This window comes from Winslowiella sp. 2C04 (assembly GCF_050037805.1).
GTDB classification, from domain to species: Bacteria; Pseudomonadota; Gammaproteobacteria; order Enterobacterales; family Enterobacteriaceae; genus Erwinia; species Erwinia toletana_A.
In genome coordinates this window covers 1,307,297-1,324,576 of the sequence record NZ_CP188300.1, presented here as the reverse complement: position 1 = coordinate 1,324,576, position 17,280 = coordinate 1,307,297, and the positions used below count along the sequence as shown (strand labels likewise).

Genomic DNA, 17,280 nt, shown 5'->3' with positions numbered 1-17,280 from the left:
TGAGCCATCGTTATAAAAAGGTAGGGTTATGATTTCAGGCATTTTAGCATCACCGGGTATCGCTTTCGGCAAGGCACTTCTGCTGAAGGAAGATGAAATCGTCATCAACCGGAAAAAGATTTCTGCTGAACAAGTGGACCAGGAAGTAAAACGCTTCCTTGATGGCCGTTCTAAGGCCGCAGAGCAGCTCGAAGCAATCAAAATCAAAGCCGGTGAAACATTCGGTGAAGAAAAAGAAGCGATCTTCGAAGGCCACATTATGTTGCTGGAAGATGAAGAGCTTGAGCAAGAGATCATAGCCCTGATCAAAGACGAGCTGGCTTCAGCCGACGCTGCGGCTCACTCAGTGATTGAAGGTCAGGCTAAAGCGCTGGAAGAACTCGACGACGAATACCTCAAAGAGCGTGCGGCTGACGTACGTGATATCGGTAAGCGCCTGCTGCAGAACATTCTTGGTCTGCATATTGTTGATCTGAGCGCGATCAAAGATGAAGTGCTGCTGGTTGCTAAAGACCTGACGCCTTCAGAAACCGCACAGCTGAACCTGAAGAAGGTACTGGGCTTTATCACCGATTTAGGCGGTCGTACTTCTCACACCTCGATTATGGCGCGTTCCCTTGAGCTGCCAGCCATTGTCGGCACCGGTGATGTCACCAGTCGCGTTAAAAACGATGATTATCTGATTCTCGATGGCGTTAACAACAAAATTTATGTTAACCCGACTGCTGAAGTTATCGAGGAACTGAAAGCTGTAAATAATCAGTATGTTACTGAGAAAAACGATCTGGCTAAACTGAAAGATCTGCCTGCTATCACGCTGGACGGACATCAGGTTGAAGTCTGTGCCAACATCGGTACCGTGCGTGATATCGCCGGTGCAGAGCGCAATGGCGCGGAAGGTGTTGGTCTGTATCGTACCGAATTCCTGTTTATGGATCGCGACTCGCTGCCAAGCGAAGAAGAGCAGTTCCAGGCCTATAAAGCCGTCGCTGAAGGCATGGGCTCTCAGGCAGTTATCGTCCGTACCATGGACATCGGCGGTGATAAAGACCTGCCGTATATGAACCTGCCGAAAGAAGACAACCCGTTCCTCGGCTGGCGTGCCATTCGTATTGCTATGGACCGCAAAGAAATTCTGCATGCTCAGCTGCGTGCGATTCTGCGTGCATCCGCGTTCGGCAAACTGCGCATCATGTTCCCGATGATTATTTCGGTTGAAGAAGTGCGGACGCTGAAAGCCGAGCTGGAGCTGCTGAAAGCGCAACTGCGCGATGAAGCTAAAGCCTTTGACGAAAGCATTGAAGTCGGCATTATGGTTGAAACCCCGGCCTCAGCAGTGATTGCGCGTCATCTGGCTAAGGAAGTTGATTTCTTTAGTATTGGAACCAACGACCTGACGCAGTACACTCTGGCGGTTGATCGTGGTAACGATCTGATCTCCCATCTCTACAACCCAATGACCCCTTCAGTCCTTGGCCTGATCAAGCAAGTTATTGATGCTTCTCATGCTGAAGGCAAATGGACCGGTATGTGTGGTGAGCTGGCTGGTGATGAACGTGCTACACTACTGTTATTGGGAATGGGGCTGGATGAATTCAGCATGAGTGCCATTTCTATCCCAAGCATCAAAAAAATCATTCGTAATACGAATTTTGAAGATGCGAAGGCATTAGCAGAGCAGGCTCTGGCTCAACCGACCGCGGAAGAGTTAATGAACCTGGTCAACAAGTTCATTGAAGAAAAAACACTCTGCTGATTCCGCGAGACGCTGGCCCAATATTACTGCTTAGGAGAAGATCATGGGTTTGTTTTCAAAACTTTTTGGCGAAAAATCAGACACCACCTCTGGTGCCATTGAGATCGTTGCACCACTGTCTGGCGAAATCGTAAATATCGAAGACGTGCCGGATGTCGTGTTCGCAGAGAAAATTGTTGGCGACGGTATTGCCATCAAACCTGCTGGCAACAAAATGGTCGCACCGGTTGACGGAACCATTGGTAAAATTTTCGAAACTAACCATGCTTTTTCTATCGAATCTGACAATGGTATCGAGCTGTTTGTCCACTTCGGTATTGATACGGTTGAGCTGAAAGGTGAAGGCTTCAAACGTATTGCTGAAGAAGGTCAGAAGGTTAAGAAAGGCGACGTGGTAATCGAGTTTGATCTGGCCCTGCTGGAAGAGAAAGCGAAATCAACGCTGACGCCAGTAGTGATTTCCAATATGGATGAAATCAAAGAGCTGATTAAGCTGACGGGTAGCGTGACGGTGGGTGAAACCCCTATTATCCGCATCAAGAAGTAATTCGCCCGATAATAAAAAACGGCACCCAAGGGTGCCGTTTTTTTTTGGCCGTTTACATCTGCCAGTGCGGCAGGCGGATGGTCAGCTCCAGCCCAGCCTGCTTACCGTTCACTGCCTGCACTTCGCCATGGTGTGCCAGTACCACTTTGCGCACGATCGACAGGCCCAGACCATAACCTTTGCCCATCAGCGGCGAGTTGACGCGGACAAACGGATCAAAAATGCTGGAAAGTTTGTCCGCATCGACGCCCGGCCCTTGATCGCTGACGCAAATGGTCAGCCAGCTACTCTCCTGCGTCAGACTGACGTTAACCTGCTGCCCTTGCAGAGAGAAGCGCAGTGCGTTACGCACCACATTTTCAACCGCACGTCGGATCAGTTCAGCATTTCCCTTTACGGTAAAGTCTGCGTGCTGGCTGACTTCCAGCTGAATCTCTACCCCTGTCACCTGCGCCTCAAAGCGCGCATCGGTCACCACCGCTTCCAGCAAGCCTGACAGATCGAAATATTGTTCGTCCGGCATGGTTTCATTTTCGGCACGCGACAAGGTCAGCAACTCGCCAATCATCTTATCCAGCCGACGCGCTTCTTCATCAATGCGGTCGAGCGAGCTGTTGACTGATTCTGGCGTCTGACGCGCCAGGCCGGTTGCCAGCTGCAAACGCGCCAGCGGTGAGCGCAATTCATGGGAAACATCATGCAGCAGCTCTTCGCGTGCGCGCACCAGCACTGACAGTCGCTCTACCATCGCATCGAAATCACTCGCCACCATGGACAGTTCATCATGGCGGCGGCGCATGACCGGGTACAACCGCACCGATAAATCGCCGTTAGAAACCTTGGCAAATCCTTCGCGCAGCTGGCGCATTGGCCGCGTCAGATTCCAGGCGAGTAACAGGCTGAACAGTAAACCGGCGGCACCGGCAATAATAAACATCGGCTCGGGAATATTAAGAAAGCTGCGTGGCCGCCCGATTTTACTGTCGTCGCGTAATCCTTTTACGTCATAACGCAACTGATATTGCTGGCCATCAGCGCCGGTAACCCACTCAATCACTTCGCTGGGAATCTCTCCGGGTGATAAAGCACGCTCAAGATCGCGGCGCGCCCCTTCCTCCGGCGGCATCGGCATCGCCACTACCGAGAAAAAGCGCCGGTCGCCGGGCGACCAGCCGGCCATCATATCGTTCAGTGCCGACAGGCCACCACGTTGCAGCACCGACATTGCCGAGGTCATTTGCAGGTTAACAATACGCCGCACGGTAACATTTTCCGGTGGCTCACGATGTTTACCGTTAAGCGAGAATCCCAACCATAACAGCTGGCTGATTAGCAGAAACACCAGCCAGAAGCCGAACAGAATCTTCCAGAACAAGCGACCGCGAAAACGGCTGTTCATCGAATGCGATAGCCGATGCTGCGAACCGTCTCAATGTTGACGTTATCGCCGGTCAGCTGCGACAGCTTCTGACGAATATTGCTGATATGCACATCAACGCTGCGGTCATAAGCTTCGCGCGGACGACCCAGCCCTTTTTCTGACAGTTCATCCTTTGATACCACCCGATCCGGCGAGCGTAGCAACAGATCAAGCAAGTTAAACTCTGAAGCCGTCAGATCAAATGGCTGATTCTTCCATTCGCTGATGCGCGTCGCCGGATTCAGCACCAGATCACCCCAGCTAATCAGATCCTTTTTTTCGGCTACCGGCGCCTGCTCTTCAAAACGGCGCAGTACCGCCCGCAAGCGCGCCACCAGCTCACGCGGATAGCATGGCTTGGGCATATAATCATCGGCGCCCATCTCCAGGCCAATCACGCGATCAATATTATCGCCCTTCGCCGTCAACATAATCACCGGTATACGGCTGTTTTGCCGCACCTGACGCAGCACATCAATACCACTCATATCCGGCAGCATGATATCGAGGATCATCGCGGTGTAGTCACCGGACAACGCCCCTTCCACCCCGGCTTTACCGGTCAGTACCAGCGAAGCATCAAAACCCTCACCAATCAGGTACTGACTGAGCATGGTGCCTAATTCAACATCATCGTCGACTAATAAAATTTTCATTCTGGCTATCCTGGTGATCATTGCCGCTATTTTCACCTTTGCCAGGCGGTTTAGCAGCTGATTTTACTCAATCCTTACAGTAAAACAGCGTACACTTGAACTGATGTTTAGCTTTAATGGCGTAAAATTTACGTTATGTCTGTCCCGGTATGGATAAAGGATTTTTTTGCTATGGAATTTCGCCGTTCACCAGGCCGTCGTTGGATTATCATTATCGTAGTTGTTGTGGCGTTTGCGGCAATCACAGGCTGGTATTTTCTTCATCAGGGCCAGCAAAAGACCAATTATATCACCGCCCTTGTTGAGCAACGCGATTTGCAGCAAACGGTGCTGGCCGATGGGAAAATCACCGCCAGTAAACAGGTCAGCGTCGGTGCACAGGCTTCTGGTCAGATAAAGTCGCTGCAGGTCTCGCTGGGTGACAACATCAAACAGGGCCAGCTGATTGCTGAAATCGACAGCATGACGCAGCAAAATGAGCTGAAAAATGCGCAGGCGGCGCTGGAAATTATCCAGGCGCAGCGCGCTTCGAAACAGGCAATACTTGCCAATTATCAGGCAGCCTTCTTACGTCAGAAAGCCATGCTGGCGAAAAACCTGACGGCAAAATCTGACTACGATGCCGCACTGGCAAACCTTAACAGCACCCAGGCCGATATCCAGGCGCTGGATGCCCAAATCGTTCAGTCGCAGATTCAGGCCAACAATGCGCAGGTAAATCTGGGTTACACCAAAATTTCCTCGCCTATTGATGGCACCGTGGTATCGATTCCGGTAGAAGAAGGACAGACGGTTAACGCCGTGCAGAGCGCCCCTACCATTATCAAGGTGGCGAATCTCAATACCATGACGGTGAAAGCACAGATATCGGAAGCTGACGTGATTAACGTTAAGCCAGGGATGAAAGTGTGGTTTACCATTCTCGGCCAGCCGAACAAGCGCTACAGCGCCACGCTAAGAGCGATTGAACCTGCGCCAGATTCAATCAATACCGACACCAGTACCTCCAGCTCCAGTTCGGACAGCTCGTCTACAACCGAAGCGATTTACTACTACGGTCTGTTTGATGTCGATAATCCCGGGCAAGTGTTGCGAATCTCAATGACGGCAGAAGTGCATATTGTGGTCAGCGATCAACCCAATGCGATTGTTATTCCTTCCACCGCGCTGGATACTCTTAACGGAAAAACCTCTGTGCAGGTGGTAGACGACAAACAGAAAGTCAGCCGTCGTGAGGTAGAAGTCGGGATTAATAACAATGTTGAAGCGCAGATTATCAGCGGCCTGAAGGCAGGCGAACGGGTCATCATCAGCCAGGGAGCCGCTCCGGACAGTTCGCACGGCTCACCAATGGGGATGTAACCAATGGCGCTTCTACAGCTTAGTCATATTAATCGCGAGTTTATCAGCGGTGAGCAGCGCGTCCGGGTTCTGAAAGATATCAACCTGTCGGTTGAAGCTGGCGAGTTTGTGGCGATTGTTGGTGCTTCCGGCTCCGGCAAATCAACGCTGATGAATCTGCTGGGCTGTCTTGATAAACCGAGCAGCGGTGATTATCAGGTTGCCGGGAAATCGACAACCCGGCTGGAAAGTGATGCGCTGGCCGAACTGCGTCGCGAGCATTTTGGCTTTATCTTTCAGCGCTACCATCTGCTGGGCGATCTCAGCGCGCTGGGCAATGCCGAAATTCCGGCGATTTATGCCGGTAAGAGCCACACAGAACGCCGTCAGCGCGCCACTGCGCTGCTGACGCGCCTTGGGCTGGGTGAACGCCTGCACTATAGTCCGGGCCAGCTCTCTGGTGGTCAGCAGCAGCGCGTCAGTATTGCACGCGCACTGATGAACGGCGGTGAGGTGATCCTTGCCGATGAGCCGACCGGTGCGCTCGACAGCCACAGCGGTGAGGAAGTACTGACTATTTTGCGCGATCTGCATCAGCAGGGGCATACCGTGGTGATAGTGACCCACGATATGCGCATCGCGCAAAACGCCGACCGCATTATTGAGATTTATGACGGCGAAATAATTTCGGATACCCGTAGCCAGATTAGCCAGACTCCGCCACGTCTTCCCGAGCCGACGCGTTATGCTGCTCATCCGTGGCGTGCACTGCGCGACCGGCTGAGTGAAGCCTTTAAAATGGCGCTGGTGTCGATGATGTCACAGCGGCTGCGCACCTTCCTGACCATGCTGGGCATTATTATTGGTATCGCGTCGGTAGTCTCGGTGGTGGCGCTGGGCAAAGGCTCTCAGCAGAAAATCCTGGCCGACATCAGCGCCATGGGCACCAGCACACTGGAAGTCTTTCCCGGCGCCGATTTCGGCGATATGAATTCGGCACGCATCGAGACGCTGCGCCCCAGTGACGCCGACGCGCTGGCGCAACAGCCGTATGTGCATAGCGTTACGCCAACCATTACTAACAGCACCACGCTGAAGTACCGTAATCAGGCGTTAACCGTAACGGTAAATGGCGTTGGCGAACAGTTTTTTACCGTTCGCGGCTACACCATTTCTCAGGGGATGGCTTTTGATCGCGCCAGTGTTGATGCGGTTGCGCAGGAAGCAGTCATTGATGAAAACACCCTGAAAAAGCTGTTTCCCGGCAATCAGAATCCCATTGGTCAGGTGATTTTGCTCGGCAATATGCCGGTGCGTATTGTCGGCGTTGCCACCCATCAGAGCCCGTTTGGCAGCGACAGTAGTCTGAATATCTGGGTGCCCCACACCACCGCGATGAAACGAATGATCGGTAAAAACTTTCTCAGCGGCATTACGGTACGAATTAAAGATAATGTCGATCTTAGCGTCGCGGAACAGGGCGTTACCAAACTGCTGACTCAGCGGCACGGCAGCAAAGATTTCTTTATCTTTAATACCGACAGTATTCGGAAAACCATCGAAAGTACTACCAATACCATGACCTTGCTGGTGGCAGCTATCGCCCTGATTTCACTGCTGGTTGGTGGTATCGGCGTAATGAATATCATGCTGGTGTCGGTCACCGAAAGGACGCGTGAAATCGGCGTGCGTATGGCGGTAGGCGCACGTGCCAGCGATATTATGCAGCAGTTCCTGATTGAAGCGGTGTTGGTTTGCCTGACGGGCGGCATTCTCGGCGTGTTACTGGCGTTGGTGCCGGGTATTTTACTGGCGCAAACCAGCAGTAACTTCGCGATGATCTATTCGCCCTTCTCGATCATCGCGGCATTTATCTGTTCAAGTATGATTGGCGTGCTGTTTGGCTTCTTTCCGGCGCGACGCGCAGCACGAATGGACCCGATTCATGCGCTGGAGCGCGAGTAAGAATATCCGAGGGACAGCGGGCGGCCATTCGCCGCCCGGCCCATAAAATTCGCATCCTGCCATTAACTAAGCATTGTGAACGCCAGTTGATAAATAACGATCGCCGCGATCGCAAATAATCGCCACGACCACACTGCCTGGCTGCGCTTGCGCAATGCGCAGCGCGCCGGCGACGGCACCACCAGAACTGACGCCACAAAAGACCCCTTCACGCTGAGCCAGCAGGCGCATCGTCTGCTCAGCATCCTGCTGATTGATATCCAGCACCTGATCCACCAGCTCCGGACGATAAATTCCCGGCAGATAAGCTTGCGGCCAGCGACGAATTCCCGGAATTGCGCTGCCCTCTTCCGGCTGCAAACCAACAATTTGAACGCCGCGACTCTGCTCTTTCAGAAAACGTCCAACGCCGGTAATGGTGCCGGTGGTGCCCATGCTGGAAACAAAGTGGGTCAGACGTCCGCCGGACTGCTGCCAGATCTCCGGCCCGGTGGTGCAGTAATGCGCCAGTGGATTATCCGGATTATTAAACTGATCCAATACCTTGCCTTCACCGCGGGTTGCCATCGCCTGCGCCAGATCGCGTGCGCCTTCCATACCCAGTTCGCGGCTGACCAGAATCAATTCTGCACCATAGGCTTTCATCGCCGCCTGACGTTCGATGCTCATATTATCCGGCATCAGCAACTTCAGCCGGTAGCCTTTCATCGCCGCAATCATTGCCAGCGCAATACCGGTATTACCACTGGTTGCCTCGATCAACACATCGCCGGGCTGAATCTCAGCGCGCTGCTCCGCTTGTTGAATCATCCACAACGCCGCGCGATCCTTTACCGAACCGGCAGGATTATTGCCTTCCAGCTTTAGCCAGATTTCACTGCCGTTGTCCGGCGTCAGGCGTTGTAATTTAATCAGCGGCGTATTACCGATGGTCTGTTCGAGAGTGGTCACTGTGTGTTCCTGACGGCAAATAGACAAAGAAAAAGGCGGGAAAAATCCCGCCTCTGACAAGTTATGAGATATGCAGAGAAAATATCAGGCGCTTTCGGCTAAGGCAACCGCGCGCAGTGGAACATCGCCGTTATACAGGCGTGCCTGCTGCAATCCGACAAACAAGCGTTCGCCGCGAACCGGTGCAACATGGTCGCCTTCCAGCACCAGCGTAATCGGCTGGTCGTGCCAGCCGGCGGGTTGTGCAACCAGCTGCCAGTAGTGGCCACGCGGGCTGACTTCCAGAATCTGTACCGGCAATGGCGTTTCAAGGCTGCTCTGACGGCTGACGTCAATTTCCCACGGACGCAGAAACAGCTCAATCTTGCCCTGATGGGCTGGCGCATAACCCAGCGGCCAGTGATGCGCACCAACGTGGAATTGTGAACCGTGAACTTCACCGTCAAAGCGGTTAACTTCACCGAGGAATTCCAGCACAAAGCGGGTCGCGGGTTCGCGCCAGACTTCATCCGGCGTGCCGACCTGTTCAATATTGCCCTGGCTCATCACCACCACCCGATCGGCGACTTCCATCGCTTCTTCCTGATCGTGAGTCACAAACACACTGGTAAATTTCAGTTCTTCATGCAGCTGACGCAGCCAGCGGCGCAGCTCTTTACGTACCTGAGCATCCAGCGCACCGAAAGGCTCATCCAGCAGCAGAATCTGCGGTTCAACCGCCAGCGCTCTCGCCAGCGCCACACGCTGTTTCTGACCGCCGGATAACTGTGCCGGATAGCGACTCGCCAGGTGGCCCAGTTGCACCATCTCCAGCAGTTTGGTCACTTTCTGTTTGATTGCTTCGGCCGAAGGTCGCTCGCGACGCGGCAATACCGTCAGGCCAAAAGCAATATTGTCGAATACCGTCATATGGCGGAACAGCGCATAGTGCTGGAAAACAAAGCCAACCTGACGATCGCGCGCATGCAAACGGCTGACGTCTTTACCGTGAAAACTCAGCTGACCGCTGTTCTGATGTTCCAGACCGGCAATAATGCGCAGCAGCGTGGTTTTACCAGAGCCGGACGGCCCAAGCAGCGCCACCATTTGGCCAGAAGGAATATCCAGCGAGATATCATTCAGCACCTTAGTGCGACCAAACGATTTATTGATGTAATTAATCTCAATGCTCATGATTTCCCTCCTGTTGCAAACGCTTCTGCTGGTTCTCTAATCGCCATTGCAGTGCGCTTTTCAGAAACAGTGTCACTATCGCCATCAGGGTCAGCAGCGCAGCGGCGGTAAAGGCACCGACGCTGTTGTAATCCTGGTGCAGCAATTCAACTTGTAATGGCAGCGTATAGGTTTCGCCGCGTATCGATCCCGAGACCACCGAGACCGCACCAAACTCACCAATCGCGCGGGCGTTAGTCAGCACGATGCCGTACAGCAAAGCCCAGCGGATATTGGGCAGCGTGACGCGGCGGAACATCTGCCAGCCGGATGCCCCTAACAGCACCGCAGCTTCATCTTCGTGGCTGCCCTGGCTCAGCATTACCGGCACCAGTTCACGCACCACAAACGGACAGGTAACAAATACCGTTACCAACACCATGCCAGGCCAGGAGAACATCAGCTGAATATGGTGCGCATCGAGCCAGCCGCCAACCGGGCCATTGGTGCCGTAAAACAGCAGATAAATCAGACCGGCAACCACCGGAGAAACCGCAAACGGCACGTCAAACAGCGTTAACAGCAGCTGACGCCCCGGAAATGTAAAGCGCGTCACCAGCCAGGCCAGTAGCGTACCGAACACCAGGTTAACCGGGACAGTAATTAACGCCACCAGCACCGTCAGCCAGATGGCATGCAGCATATCCGGGTCTTGCAGGTTGCTGAACACCGCGCCAATCCCCTGGGCAAAGGCTTCAGCGAAAATGGCAATCAGCGGGACCACCAGCAAAAACAGCGAAATCAGCATGCCGAGGCTAATCAGAATCCATTTACCCCAGTTAAAGCGTGGACTCACCGCCCGCTTAAATTCAGATACATCAGCCATTATTGACCTCCCAGACGACGGCCAAAGCGGCTCTGCAAGGTATTAATGCTAAACAGCAGCAGCAGCGAGGCTGCCAGAATCACTGACGCAATCGCACTGGCCGCCGGATAATCAAATTCCTGCAGGCGAACAAAAATCATCAGCGAGGTCACTTCCGTTTTCCACGCAATATTTCCGGCGATAAAGATCACCGCGCCAAATTCACCGAGGCTGCGGGTAAACGACAGCGCAGTACCGGCCAGCAGCGCCGGAGCCACTTCCGGCAACACTACCCGGCGAAAGCTCTGCCACGGAGTCGCGCCCAGCGTCTGCGCGGCTTCTTCATATTCCGGCCCTAACTCTTCCAGCACCGGCTGCACGGTACGCACCACAAATGGAATGCTGGTAAATGCCATTGCTACCGCAATGCCGAGCCAGGTGTAGGAGACCTTGATGTCGTACTGCGCCAGCCATTCGCCGTACCAGCCGTTAACTGAAAACAGTCCGGCGAGGGTCAAACCCGCCACGGCGGTCGGCAGAGCAAAAGGCAAATCCATCAAGCCATCCAGAATGCTGCGCCCCGGAAAGCGATAACGGGTTAAAATCCACGCCATCAGCATGCCAAACAGCGCATTAAAAATAGAGGCCACGCCCGCAGAAATCAGGGTAACTTTATACGCCGCCACCACCTGCTCGTTGGTGATCACTTCCCAATACTGCGCCAGCGTCATTTGTGACAGCTGCATTAACAACGCGCTCAGCGGTAGCAACAACACCAGACAGGTGAAAAACAGGCTACTGCCGAGACTGATACCAAAACCGGGCAGCACCCGTTTACTGCTTGCTGCAAACATTAACCGCGCCCCGCCGCTAACAACTTATCTAATTCGCCACCGCTGGCGAAATGGGTTTTCATCACTTGCTCCCAACTGCCAAAAGCGTCTTCCACCCGGAACAGAGCCGTGGCCGGGAAGCGCGCTTGCTGTTGCGCCATCAGCTCAGGATTATTCACGCGATAGTAGAACTGCGTGATGATCTGCTGTGCCTGTGGCGTATAGAGATAGTTCAGGTAACTTTTGGCTGCTTCAGTGGTGTTTTTGGCAGCGATATTTTTATCGACCCATGCCACCGGAAATTCGGCCAGAATATTGGTTTTTGGAATAATTACTTCGTAATCATCTTTTCCGTACTGATTACGAATGTTGTTCACTTCTGATTCAAAACTGATCAGCACGTCGCCCAGTCCACGCTCGACAAAAGTGGTGGTCGCGCCGCGGCCACCGGTATCGAAGACTTCGACGTTCTTAAGGAATTTGGTCATAAACTGCTGGGTTTTGGCTTTATCATTGCCATCGGCCTGATCCGCCGCGCCCCATGCCGCCAGGTATGTGTAACGCGCATTGCCAGAGGTTTTTGGATTGGGGAAAATCAGCTTCACATCGTCGCGAACCAGATCGCTCCAGTCATGAATGTTTTTTGGATTGCCCTTACGCACCAAAAAGCCCATGGTTGAGTAAAACGGCGAGCTGTTATTCGGCAGGCGCTGCTGCCAGTCAGCAGCAATCAGCTTGCCGCGATCGTGCAAAATCTGCACGTCAGTCACCTGATTGTAGGTCACTACATCAGCTTTCAGCCCCTGCAAAATTGCCAGCGCCTGCTTGGATGAGCCGGCGTGAGACTGTTTGATGGTGAGCTTGTCACCGGGATGCTGCTCAGCCCACTGCTTTTCGAAAGGTGCGTTCAGTGCGACAAACAGCTCGCGTGAGACGTCATAAGAGCTGTTCAGCAGCTCAGTCGCCTGCGCACCGCTCGCCAGCAGCAAAGAGAATGCTGCACCGCTTACGAATTTTTTCACCATCGGAGAAGTCATTTCGCACCCTGAGTTTCGGAGTTGGCCCATACCACCATGTCATGCCAGTGTATTTATAACCCGACTAAAAGCTGTAACGGTTTTATATACCGTTTGGTGATTTGGAAGTCGAAAAAGCTATAAGCCCGCTGGAAAGGTTATGCGCGAGATGCAAATCGCCGGCAACCACGGCGCTGTCTTCGCTCCGTCCCGAAGATTAATTTGAACCATTTGTTTCATATACGTGAAAATGAAATATTTTATACAAATCATTTGCCGCGATGCGGTACTGCTGTATATAATTTAACCACTCCATTCGGGGTAATAAAAATTATCAGGCGAACTAATTCCAGCGAGAGATCTCGCTGCGACACTCATTGCACAAGGAGAATAGCTATGCTACGTGCAAAACATATACCTGTTGTTGCGCTGTTAATTATCAGCGGCAATAGCTGGGCCGGAAGTTCTGACAATCCCTGTCTGAATGAAGATAAGGATTATTCACATATATTATCCTGCTATAAACAAAAATTGCTGTCACTACCTTTGAAGTATAACTTAATAAATAAACAGAAATTACCCAAAGTTGAACTGCGCCATTACGAACTCATTTCGCAAAACTGGCCTGAAAAAAAGTCAGCGCTATCAAACTGGCAACATAAAGTTGATATCTATATTCCGGAGAATCCGCTCACGCAACGCGCAGTGGTTGTTATCAATAATGGTATAAATCGTAATATTGAGGGTAAACCGCCGGGAATGCCTTCCGATATGGGCCAGCAGTCACTGGCATCAATAGCCCGGATGACGCGAACCATTGTGGTTTCGGTCAGTAATATCCCCAATCAGTATCTTAGTCTGGCGGGGGACAACACTCTCCGTAAGGAGGATGACGCTGTGGCATACAGCTGGTCACTGTTTCTGCAGGATCCAGTTAAAAATGCAAAAGTCCCGTTACACATTCCAATGGCCGCTGCTGTTTCTCAGGCAATGTCGCTCGCTGAGCGAGAGTTAGCCGACTGGAAGATTGACCGGTTTGTGGTAAGCGGCTTGTCCAAGCGCGGCTGGACATCCTGGCTGACGCTGATTTCCGACCCGCGCGTAGATGCCATCGCCCCTTTCGTTTTTGACTTGCCGGGTATTCGCCCGGCATTAACCCATATGTATCGCTCGTACGGTAATAACTGGCCAGCCGCTTTTTATCCTTATTACATGCAGAATATTGATACGCAAATTGCCAGCAGCCGCTTCACTCAGCTGCTGACAATCATTGATCCGCTACACTATAAAAATACGATTTATCAGAATCGGCTTACCGTGCCGAAATATATTATTAACGCCAGCGGTGATGATTTTTATGTCCCGGACAATACGCGTTTTTATTATGAGCAATTGGCCGGTGAAAAATCACTGCGCGTGGTTGCCAACAGTAGTCACTATGATATTAAAAATTATACCGAATCTTCGTTGATACCCTTTATCAATCGCCTGCAACAGGGTAAACATTTGCCAGAGATTAACATCGTACGGCACCAGCAAAAACTTTCGCTCTCTTTTTCCGAAAAACCAAAAAAAATTCAGCGCTGGACCGCAGTTAATAAACAGGCGCGCGATTTTCGCTACGCCTGCGGCATTCGATATCACGCGGCGGCTATTCCGGTAAGTAAACAGATAGCCATTACACTGGATACGCCACCGCTGGGATGGCAGGCCAGTTTTATAGAAGCGACGTTCAATGATGGCTTTGTGGCTACTTCGCAGGTCTGGATCACACCCGACGGCAAATATCCTGATACCGCGCCTGCGGAGACAGGAGACAACTGCAAAACGTTGCCCGGACGCGGGCTGGGCACATGACTGAACACTGAATAACCCCGGGGAGCCGTTTTTGGCTCCCCAGGTGATGGCATAACAGTGCTTATTTCAGGCACGGGCAGCGAAAATCCGCCTTTTTTTTATAACGCCATCAACCTCTCAACCGAGGGTGCAAAGAAGTAGCTGCCGGTAACCGGTTTGGTAAAACGCAGCATCGCATCGTACTTACCATCGGTTTCACCAAACATACTCAACAGCTGCTGCTCAATATTATGTAAGGTGGCGCAGTAGGCGATAAAGAACAGTCCGTTAGTGCCGCTGGCGGTGCCGTAAGGCAAGCTCTGACGTAAGATTTTCAGCCCCTGACCATGCTCTTTTAAATCGACCCGGCTCACATGCGATGTTTCTGGGCGCGTCTCGCTGTCCAGCTCCTCGTTACTTACCTTAGTACGCCCCATAACCTGCTCTTGCTTGCTGACATCCAACCGTTGCCACTGCTTCAGATTATGCTGCCAGCGCTGAGTGAAGACATAGCTGCCGCCAGCGTCTTCACCGTCAGCAATAATCGCCACCTGCTTGCGCTTCTCACCCTGGGGGTTTTCAGTACCATCAACAAATCCGGAAAGATCGCGATCTTCAACCCAGCGGAAACCGTGAGTTTCTTCCTCGACAGTAATGGCAGCACCAAACGATGACAGTGCTGCCTGCGCCAGGCTGAAATTCACATCATGGCGCAGCGACTGGATATGAATCAGCAGATCGCGCTGGGTAGCAGGGGCGATGCCTTTGCCAAGTGGCAGGAACTCTTTTAACTGCGCTGCGCCCTGCCCGCCGCTCAGATCGCGCCAAAGAGTGTTACCAAAGGCGATAACCGCACCGAGACCCGCATCAGGAAAGGTTTGTTGCAGCTCGGTCAGCTGTTGCAGGAACTGTTTGCTACCACTGACAATAGCCGCGATATCACCTTGCACTCGGGCTTCAAGATAAATCGCGAAACGGCGATGTTCCAATAAAATGCCGCTCTGAAACTGAGACATGCTAAAGCTCTCCTGGAATATGATTTTACCGACAGGGTGTGGCGCGTATCATACCCGATGTTTCAGGCGGCATCTTGCGCCATGGCAAGTTAGCCACGGAAATGCACCTGTTTAACGACGCCAGATAATTTTGCTCAGCGTCCAGTTTTTCAGGGTGTCATCGGACGGCATTAAATCTTCCGGACCATGCCACTCGCCACTATAGACGTAGCTGATATGCTGGCTGGATGGCGCTTTACACTCTACAGCGCTGCTCTCTGCTGCTGGCACTTTCTCACAGGCACCATAAGCTTTACTGTAAAGATCGCTGAATTTATTGCCGATTTTGCTGCCATCTGCGCTGGCAATCGCCTTATCCATCACTTCAACGCTGCTGACCGTACTTTGACCGTTAATCACCAGCTTAACCTTGCCGTCGTCCAGCGCCTGCCAGAATGAGACCACCTCGCCGTTGCTGCTGCGCATTCCCTTACGCAAGGTGTAATCCCCTTTAAGACCTTTATCAATCGCCTGCTCGGTCATCGGCGTACTGCCGTTAATTCCGCCGACGCCACTTTCACTGACCTCCAGCGAAGAGCCAAACCAGTTGAGCGGTGACAGACTTGACCAGGATATGCCGGAGAACGGATTCCACCAGCTGGAATCAGATGACGAACCGGAACCAGAACTGGCGCAGCCGGATAACATTAATGCGGCGATTATCAGCGCCGGGCGAACAGATTTCATTGCAACTCCTGTAGTCAACACGTTATGCGTGTGAGTCAGCTTTGAGTGCTGAATAGCGAAAAAGTTTTATTCCGTCGCGTTTAGCTGCGGGTCAAAGCAGTTGCGCAGCCGCTGGCTCAGCAATAAATAGCCCAGCGCCAGTAAATCGAACAAGATAAACAGCACCACCGGCAACGACACTCGCTCATCGCCCTGCCAGATGGTAATACTCTGCATCAGCATCATCGCCAGCAGCGTGCCGCATAACACCCAGCGCCACGCCTGCCATAATCGTGGCAGCCGCTGACGGTAGCCGGTCAGCAGCAGCCCCAGCGCCGCCGGGATGCCTGATACCATGCCAATCCAGAACGCGCGCGTATCGGGATAAAACAGTTCCAGTAAGCCGCTGCCCTGCTGACGCGAAGCGCCGGCTATGACAAATAACAGCCAGGTGCGCGCCTGTAACAGCAAAATAAGCCAGAAGGTCAATGGCAGCCGCAGCTGACCTTTATGGTCGTAATCGTCGGGAGAAAACATCGCTAAGCGGGAACCGTTGATGAGGTAAAAATGGGCGAGTACACTCGCCCGCAGACAGCTTAATATTCGCGATCTTCAATCAGGCGCTTGCCGAGGCAGACAGAATCCTGCATTTCGTAATCGAGCTTTTCATAAAAGCCGATGACCGCATCATTCTCTTCACGCACCATCAAATTGATCTTCGGGCAGCCGCGCGCGATCAGCTTTTTTTCTAAGCGATTAATCAGCGCATTAGCAAAACCACGACCGCGATAATCAGGATGAACCCCGAGATAGTAAGCCGACCCGCGATGGCCATCGTAACCGCCCATCAGCGTACCGACCACTTCGCCACCCACCTCTGCCACCAGAAACAGATCGGCATCATGATTCAGTTTACGTTCAATATCCATCTCAGGATCGTTCCACGGACGTAACAGGTCACAACGTTCCCAGAGGGTGATCACTTCTTCAAAATCTTCCTGGCGGAATACGCGGATTTCCATGAAATTTACTCAGATGTTAAGCAGAATTTGCTGATTATCACGCTTTCTTTTACAGGTGCAAGTCTCGAATCCGCTTATCAGGAAAAAAAAACGTTTTTGGCAGGTTAGCTTGCTGAAATAAAAAGTAAAACACTGAAATAGTTACTCGGTCGCCAGCGGGTAATCGTTACGATATAACATACGATTCTTACGCCAACCG

Annotated in this window: 16 protein-coding genes; 5 read left to right on the top strand and 11 right to left on the bottom strand. The window is 52.3% G+C overall.

Annotation, left to right across the window (positions count from 1 at the left end; translation table 11 throughout):
* Positions 1-28: 28 nt before the first annotated feature.
* Positions 29-1,756 carry a phosphoenolpyruvate-protein phosphotransferase PtsI gene (gene ptsI, locus ACP3TC_RS05730; protein WP_313853069.1) on the top strand — a complete coding sequence of 576 codons (1,728 nt, stop codon included), beginning with the start codon at positions 29-31 and terminating at the stop codon, positions 1,754-1,756.
* 43 nt (positions 1,757-1,799) lie between these two features.
* A complete protein-coding gene (gene crr / locus ACP3TC_RS05725) occupies positions 1,800-2,303 on the top strand; it encodes a PTS glucose transporter subunit IIA (RefSeq protein WP_313853070.1) in 504 nt (167 codons plus the stop codon).
* 52 nt (positions 2,304-2,355) lie between these two features.
* Here crr and ACP3TC_RS05720 read toward each other — a convergent pair whose 3' ends face one another.
* Together ACP3TC_RS05720 and ACP3TC_RS05715 are read right to left on the bottom strand one after the other, a co-directional pair.
* Entirely contained in the window at positions 2,356-3,702 is a 1,347-nt protein-coding gene (locus ACP3TC_RS05720; RefSeq protein WP_313853071.1) for an ATP-binding protein, read from the bottom strand.
* The gene (locus ACP3TC_RS05715) at positions 3,699-4,379 is read right to left on the bottom strand and encodes a response regulator transcription factor (RefSeq protein ID WP_313853073.1); all 681 of its coding nucleotides are present in this window, start codon (positions 4,377-4,379) and stop codon (positions 3,699-3,701) included. Before ACP3TC_RS05715 ends, ACP3TC_RS05720 begins: the two co-directional genes overlap by 4 nt.
* 171 nt (positions 4,380-4,550) lie before the next feature.
* Between ACP3TC_RS05715 and ACP3TC_RS05710 the strand changes: the two genes are divergently transcribed.
* Positions 4,551-5,741 carry an efflux RND transporter periplasmic adaptor subunit gene (locus ACP3TC_RS05710; protein WP_426817739.1) on the top strand — a complete coding sequence of 397 codons (1,191 nt, stop codon included), beginning with the start codon at positions 4,551-4,553 and terminating at the stop codon, positions 5,739-5,741.
* Between the two features lie 3 nt (positions 5,742-5,744).
* Entirely contained in the window at positions 5,745-7,685 is a 1,941-nt protein-coding gene (locus ACP3TC_RS05705) for a MacB family efflux pump subunit (protein ID WP_426817738.1), read from the top strand.
* Between the two features lie 66 nt (positions 7,686-7,751).
* Here ACP3TC_RS05705 and cysM read toward each other — a convergent pair whose 3' ends face one another.
* The 5 genes from cysM to ACP3TC_RS05680 all read right to left on the bottom strand — a co-directional run bounded on the left by cysM (position 7,752) and on the right by ACP3TC_RS05680 (position 12,523).
* Complete coding sequence (cysM, locus tag ACP3TC_RS05700; RefSeq protein ID WP_426817737.1) at positions 7,752-8,636, bottom strand: cysteine synthase CysM; 885 nt, start codon at positions 8,634-8,636, stop codon at positions 7,752-7,754.
* Between the two features lie 84 nt (positions 8,637-8,720).
* Positions 8,721-9,809: a sulfate/thiosulfate ABC transporter ATP-binding protein CysA gene (gene cysA / locus ACP3TC_RS05695; RefSeq protein ID WP_313853080.1), complete on the bottom strand. Its 1,089-nt coding sequence runs from the start codon at positions 9,807-9,809 to the stop codon at positions 8,721-8,723.
* A complete protein-coding gene (gene cysW, locus ACP3TC_RS05690) occupies positions 9,799-10,674 on the bottom strand; it encodes a sulfate/thiosulfate ABC transporter permease CysW (RefSeq protein WP_426817736.1) in 876 nt (291 codons plus the stop codon). Before cysW ends, cysA begins: the two co-directional genes overlap by 11 nt.
* Positions 10,674-11,507, bottom strand: coding sequence for a sulfate/thiosulfate ABC transporter permease CysT (gene cysT / locus ACP3TC_RS05685; protein ID WP_313853083.1), 834 nt, complete (start codon positions 11,505-11,507; stop codon positions 10,674-10,676). The genes cysW and cysT overlap by 1 nt, the downstream gene beginning before the upstream one ends.
* Positions 11,507-12,523, bottom strand: a complete 1,017-nt coding sequence (locus ACP3TC_RS05680) for a sulfate ABC transporter substrate-binding protein (RefSeq protein WP_313853084.1) — start codon at positions 12,521-12,523, stop codon at positions 11,507-11,509. Before ACP3TC_RS05680 ends, cysT begins: the two co-directional genes overlap by 1 nt.
* Positions 12,524-12,898: 375 nt before the next feature.
* Between ACP3TC_RS05680 and ACP3TC_RS05675 the strand changes: the two genes are divergently transcribed.
* Entirely contained in the window at positions 12,899-14,359 is a 1,461-nt protein-coding gene (locus ACP3TC_RS05675; RefSeq protein ID WP_426817735.1) for a PhoPQ-activated pathogenicity-related family protein, read from the top strand.
* Between the two features lie 98 nt (positions 14,360-14,457).
* Here the strand turns inward: ACP3TC_RS05675 and ACP3TC_RS05670 are convergent, their stop codons facing one another.
* The 4 genes from ACP3TC_RS05670 to ACP3TC_RS05655 form a co-directional block, all read right to left on the bottom strand.
* Complete coding sequence (locus ACP3TC_RS05670) at positions 14,458-15,354, bottom strand: Dyp-type peroxidase (RefSeq protein WP_426817734.1); 897 nt, start codon at positions 15,352-15,354, stop codon at positions 14,458-14,460.
* Between the two features lie 111 nt (positions 15,355-15,465).
* Entirely contained in the window at positions 15,466-16,080 is a 615-nt protein-coding gene (locus tag ACP3TC_RS05665) for an RpoE-regulated lipoprotein (protein WP_426817733.1), read from the bottom strand.
* 66 nt (positions 16,081-16,146) lie between these two features.
* Positions 16,147-16,596 carry a DUF2919 domain-containing protein gene (locus ACP3TC_RS05660; protein WP_426817732.1) on the bottom strand — a complete coding sequence of 150 codons (450 nt, stop codon included), beginning with the start codon at positions 16,594-16,596 and terminating at the stop codon, positions 16,147-16,149.
* A gap of 59 nt (positions 16,597-16,655) precedes the next feature.
* Positions 16,656-17,081, bottom strand: coding sequence for a GNAT family acetyltransferase (locus ACP3TC_RS05655; protein WP_313853090.1), 426 nt, complete (start codon positions 17,079-17,081; stop codon positions 16,656-16,658).
* Between the last annotated feature and the right edge of the window lie 199 nt (positions 17,082-17,280).

Bases quoted from the DNA above. Each gene is read 5' to 3' on its own strand.
- cysA (WP_313853080.1), bottom strand. From the start codon at position 9,809: ATGAGCATTGAGATTAATTACATCAATAAATCGTTTGGTCGCACTAAG.
- ACP3TC_RS05715 (WP_313853073.1), bottom strand. From the start codon at position 4,379: ATGAAAATTTTATTAGTCGACGATGATGTTGAATTAGGCACCATGCTC.
- ptsI (WP_313853069.1), top strand. From the start codon at position 29: ATGATTTCAGGCATTTTAGCATCACCGGGTATCGCTTTCGGCAAGGCA.
- cysW (WP_426817736.1), bottom strand. From the start codon at position 10,674: ATGGCTGATGTATCTGAATTTAAGCGGGCGGTGAGTCCACGCTTTAAC.
- ACP3TC_RS05705 (WP_426817738.1), top strand. From the start codon at position 5,745: ATGGCGCTTCTACAGCTTAGTCATATTAATCGCGAGTTTATCAGCGGT.
- ACP3TC_RS05720 (WP_313853071.1), bottom strand. From the start codon at position 3,702: ATGAACAGCCGTTTTCGCGGTCGCTTGTTCTGGAAGATTCTGTTCGGC.
- ACP3TC_RS05680 (WP_313853084.1), bottom strand. From the start codon at position 12,523: ATGACTTCTCCGATGGTGAAAAAATTCGTAAGCGGTGCAGCATTCTCT.
- crr (WP_313853070.1), top strand. From the start codon at position 1,800: ATGGGTTTGTTTTCAAAACTTTTTGGCGAAAAATCAGACACCACCTCT.
- ACP3TC_RS05710 (WP_426817739.1), top strand. From the start codon at position 4,551: ATGGAATTTCGCCGTTCACCAGGCCGTCGTTGGATTATCATTATCGTA.
- ACP3TC_RS05670 (WP_426817734.1), bottom strand. From the start codon at position 15,354: ATGTCTCAGTTTCAGAGCGGCATTTTATTGGAACATCGCCGTTTCGCG.
- ACP3TC_RS05665 (WP_426817733.1), bottom strand. From the start codon at position 16,080: ATGAAATCTGTTCGCCCGGCGCTGATAATCGCCGCATTAATGTTATCC.
- cysT (WP_313853083.1), bottom strand. From the start codon at position 11,507: ATGTTTGCAGCAAGCAGTAAACGGGTGCTGCCCGGTTTTGGTATCAGT.
- ACP3TC_RS05675 (WP_426817735.1), top strand. From the start codon at position 12,899: ATGCTACGTGCAAAACATATACCTGTTGTTGCGCTGTTAATTATCAGC.
- ACP3TC_RS05655 (WP_313853090.1), bottom strand. From the start codon at position 17,081: ATGGAAATCCGCGTATTCCGCCAGGAAGATTTTGAAGAAGTGATCACC.
- ACP3TC_RS05660 (WP_426817732.1), bottom strand. From the start codon at position 16,596: ATGTTTTCTCCCGACGATTACGACCATAAAGGTCAGCTGCGGCTGCCA.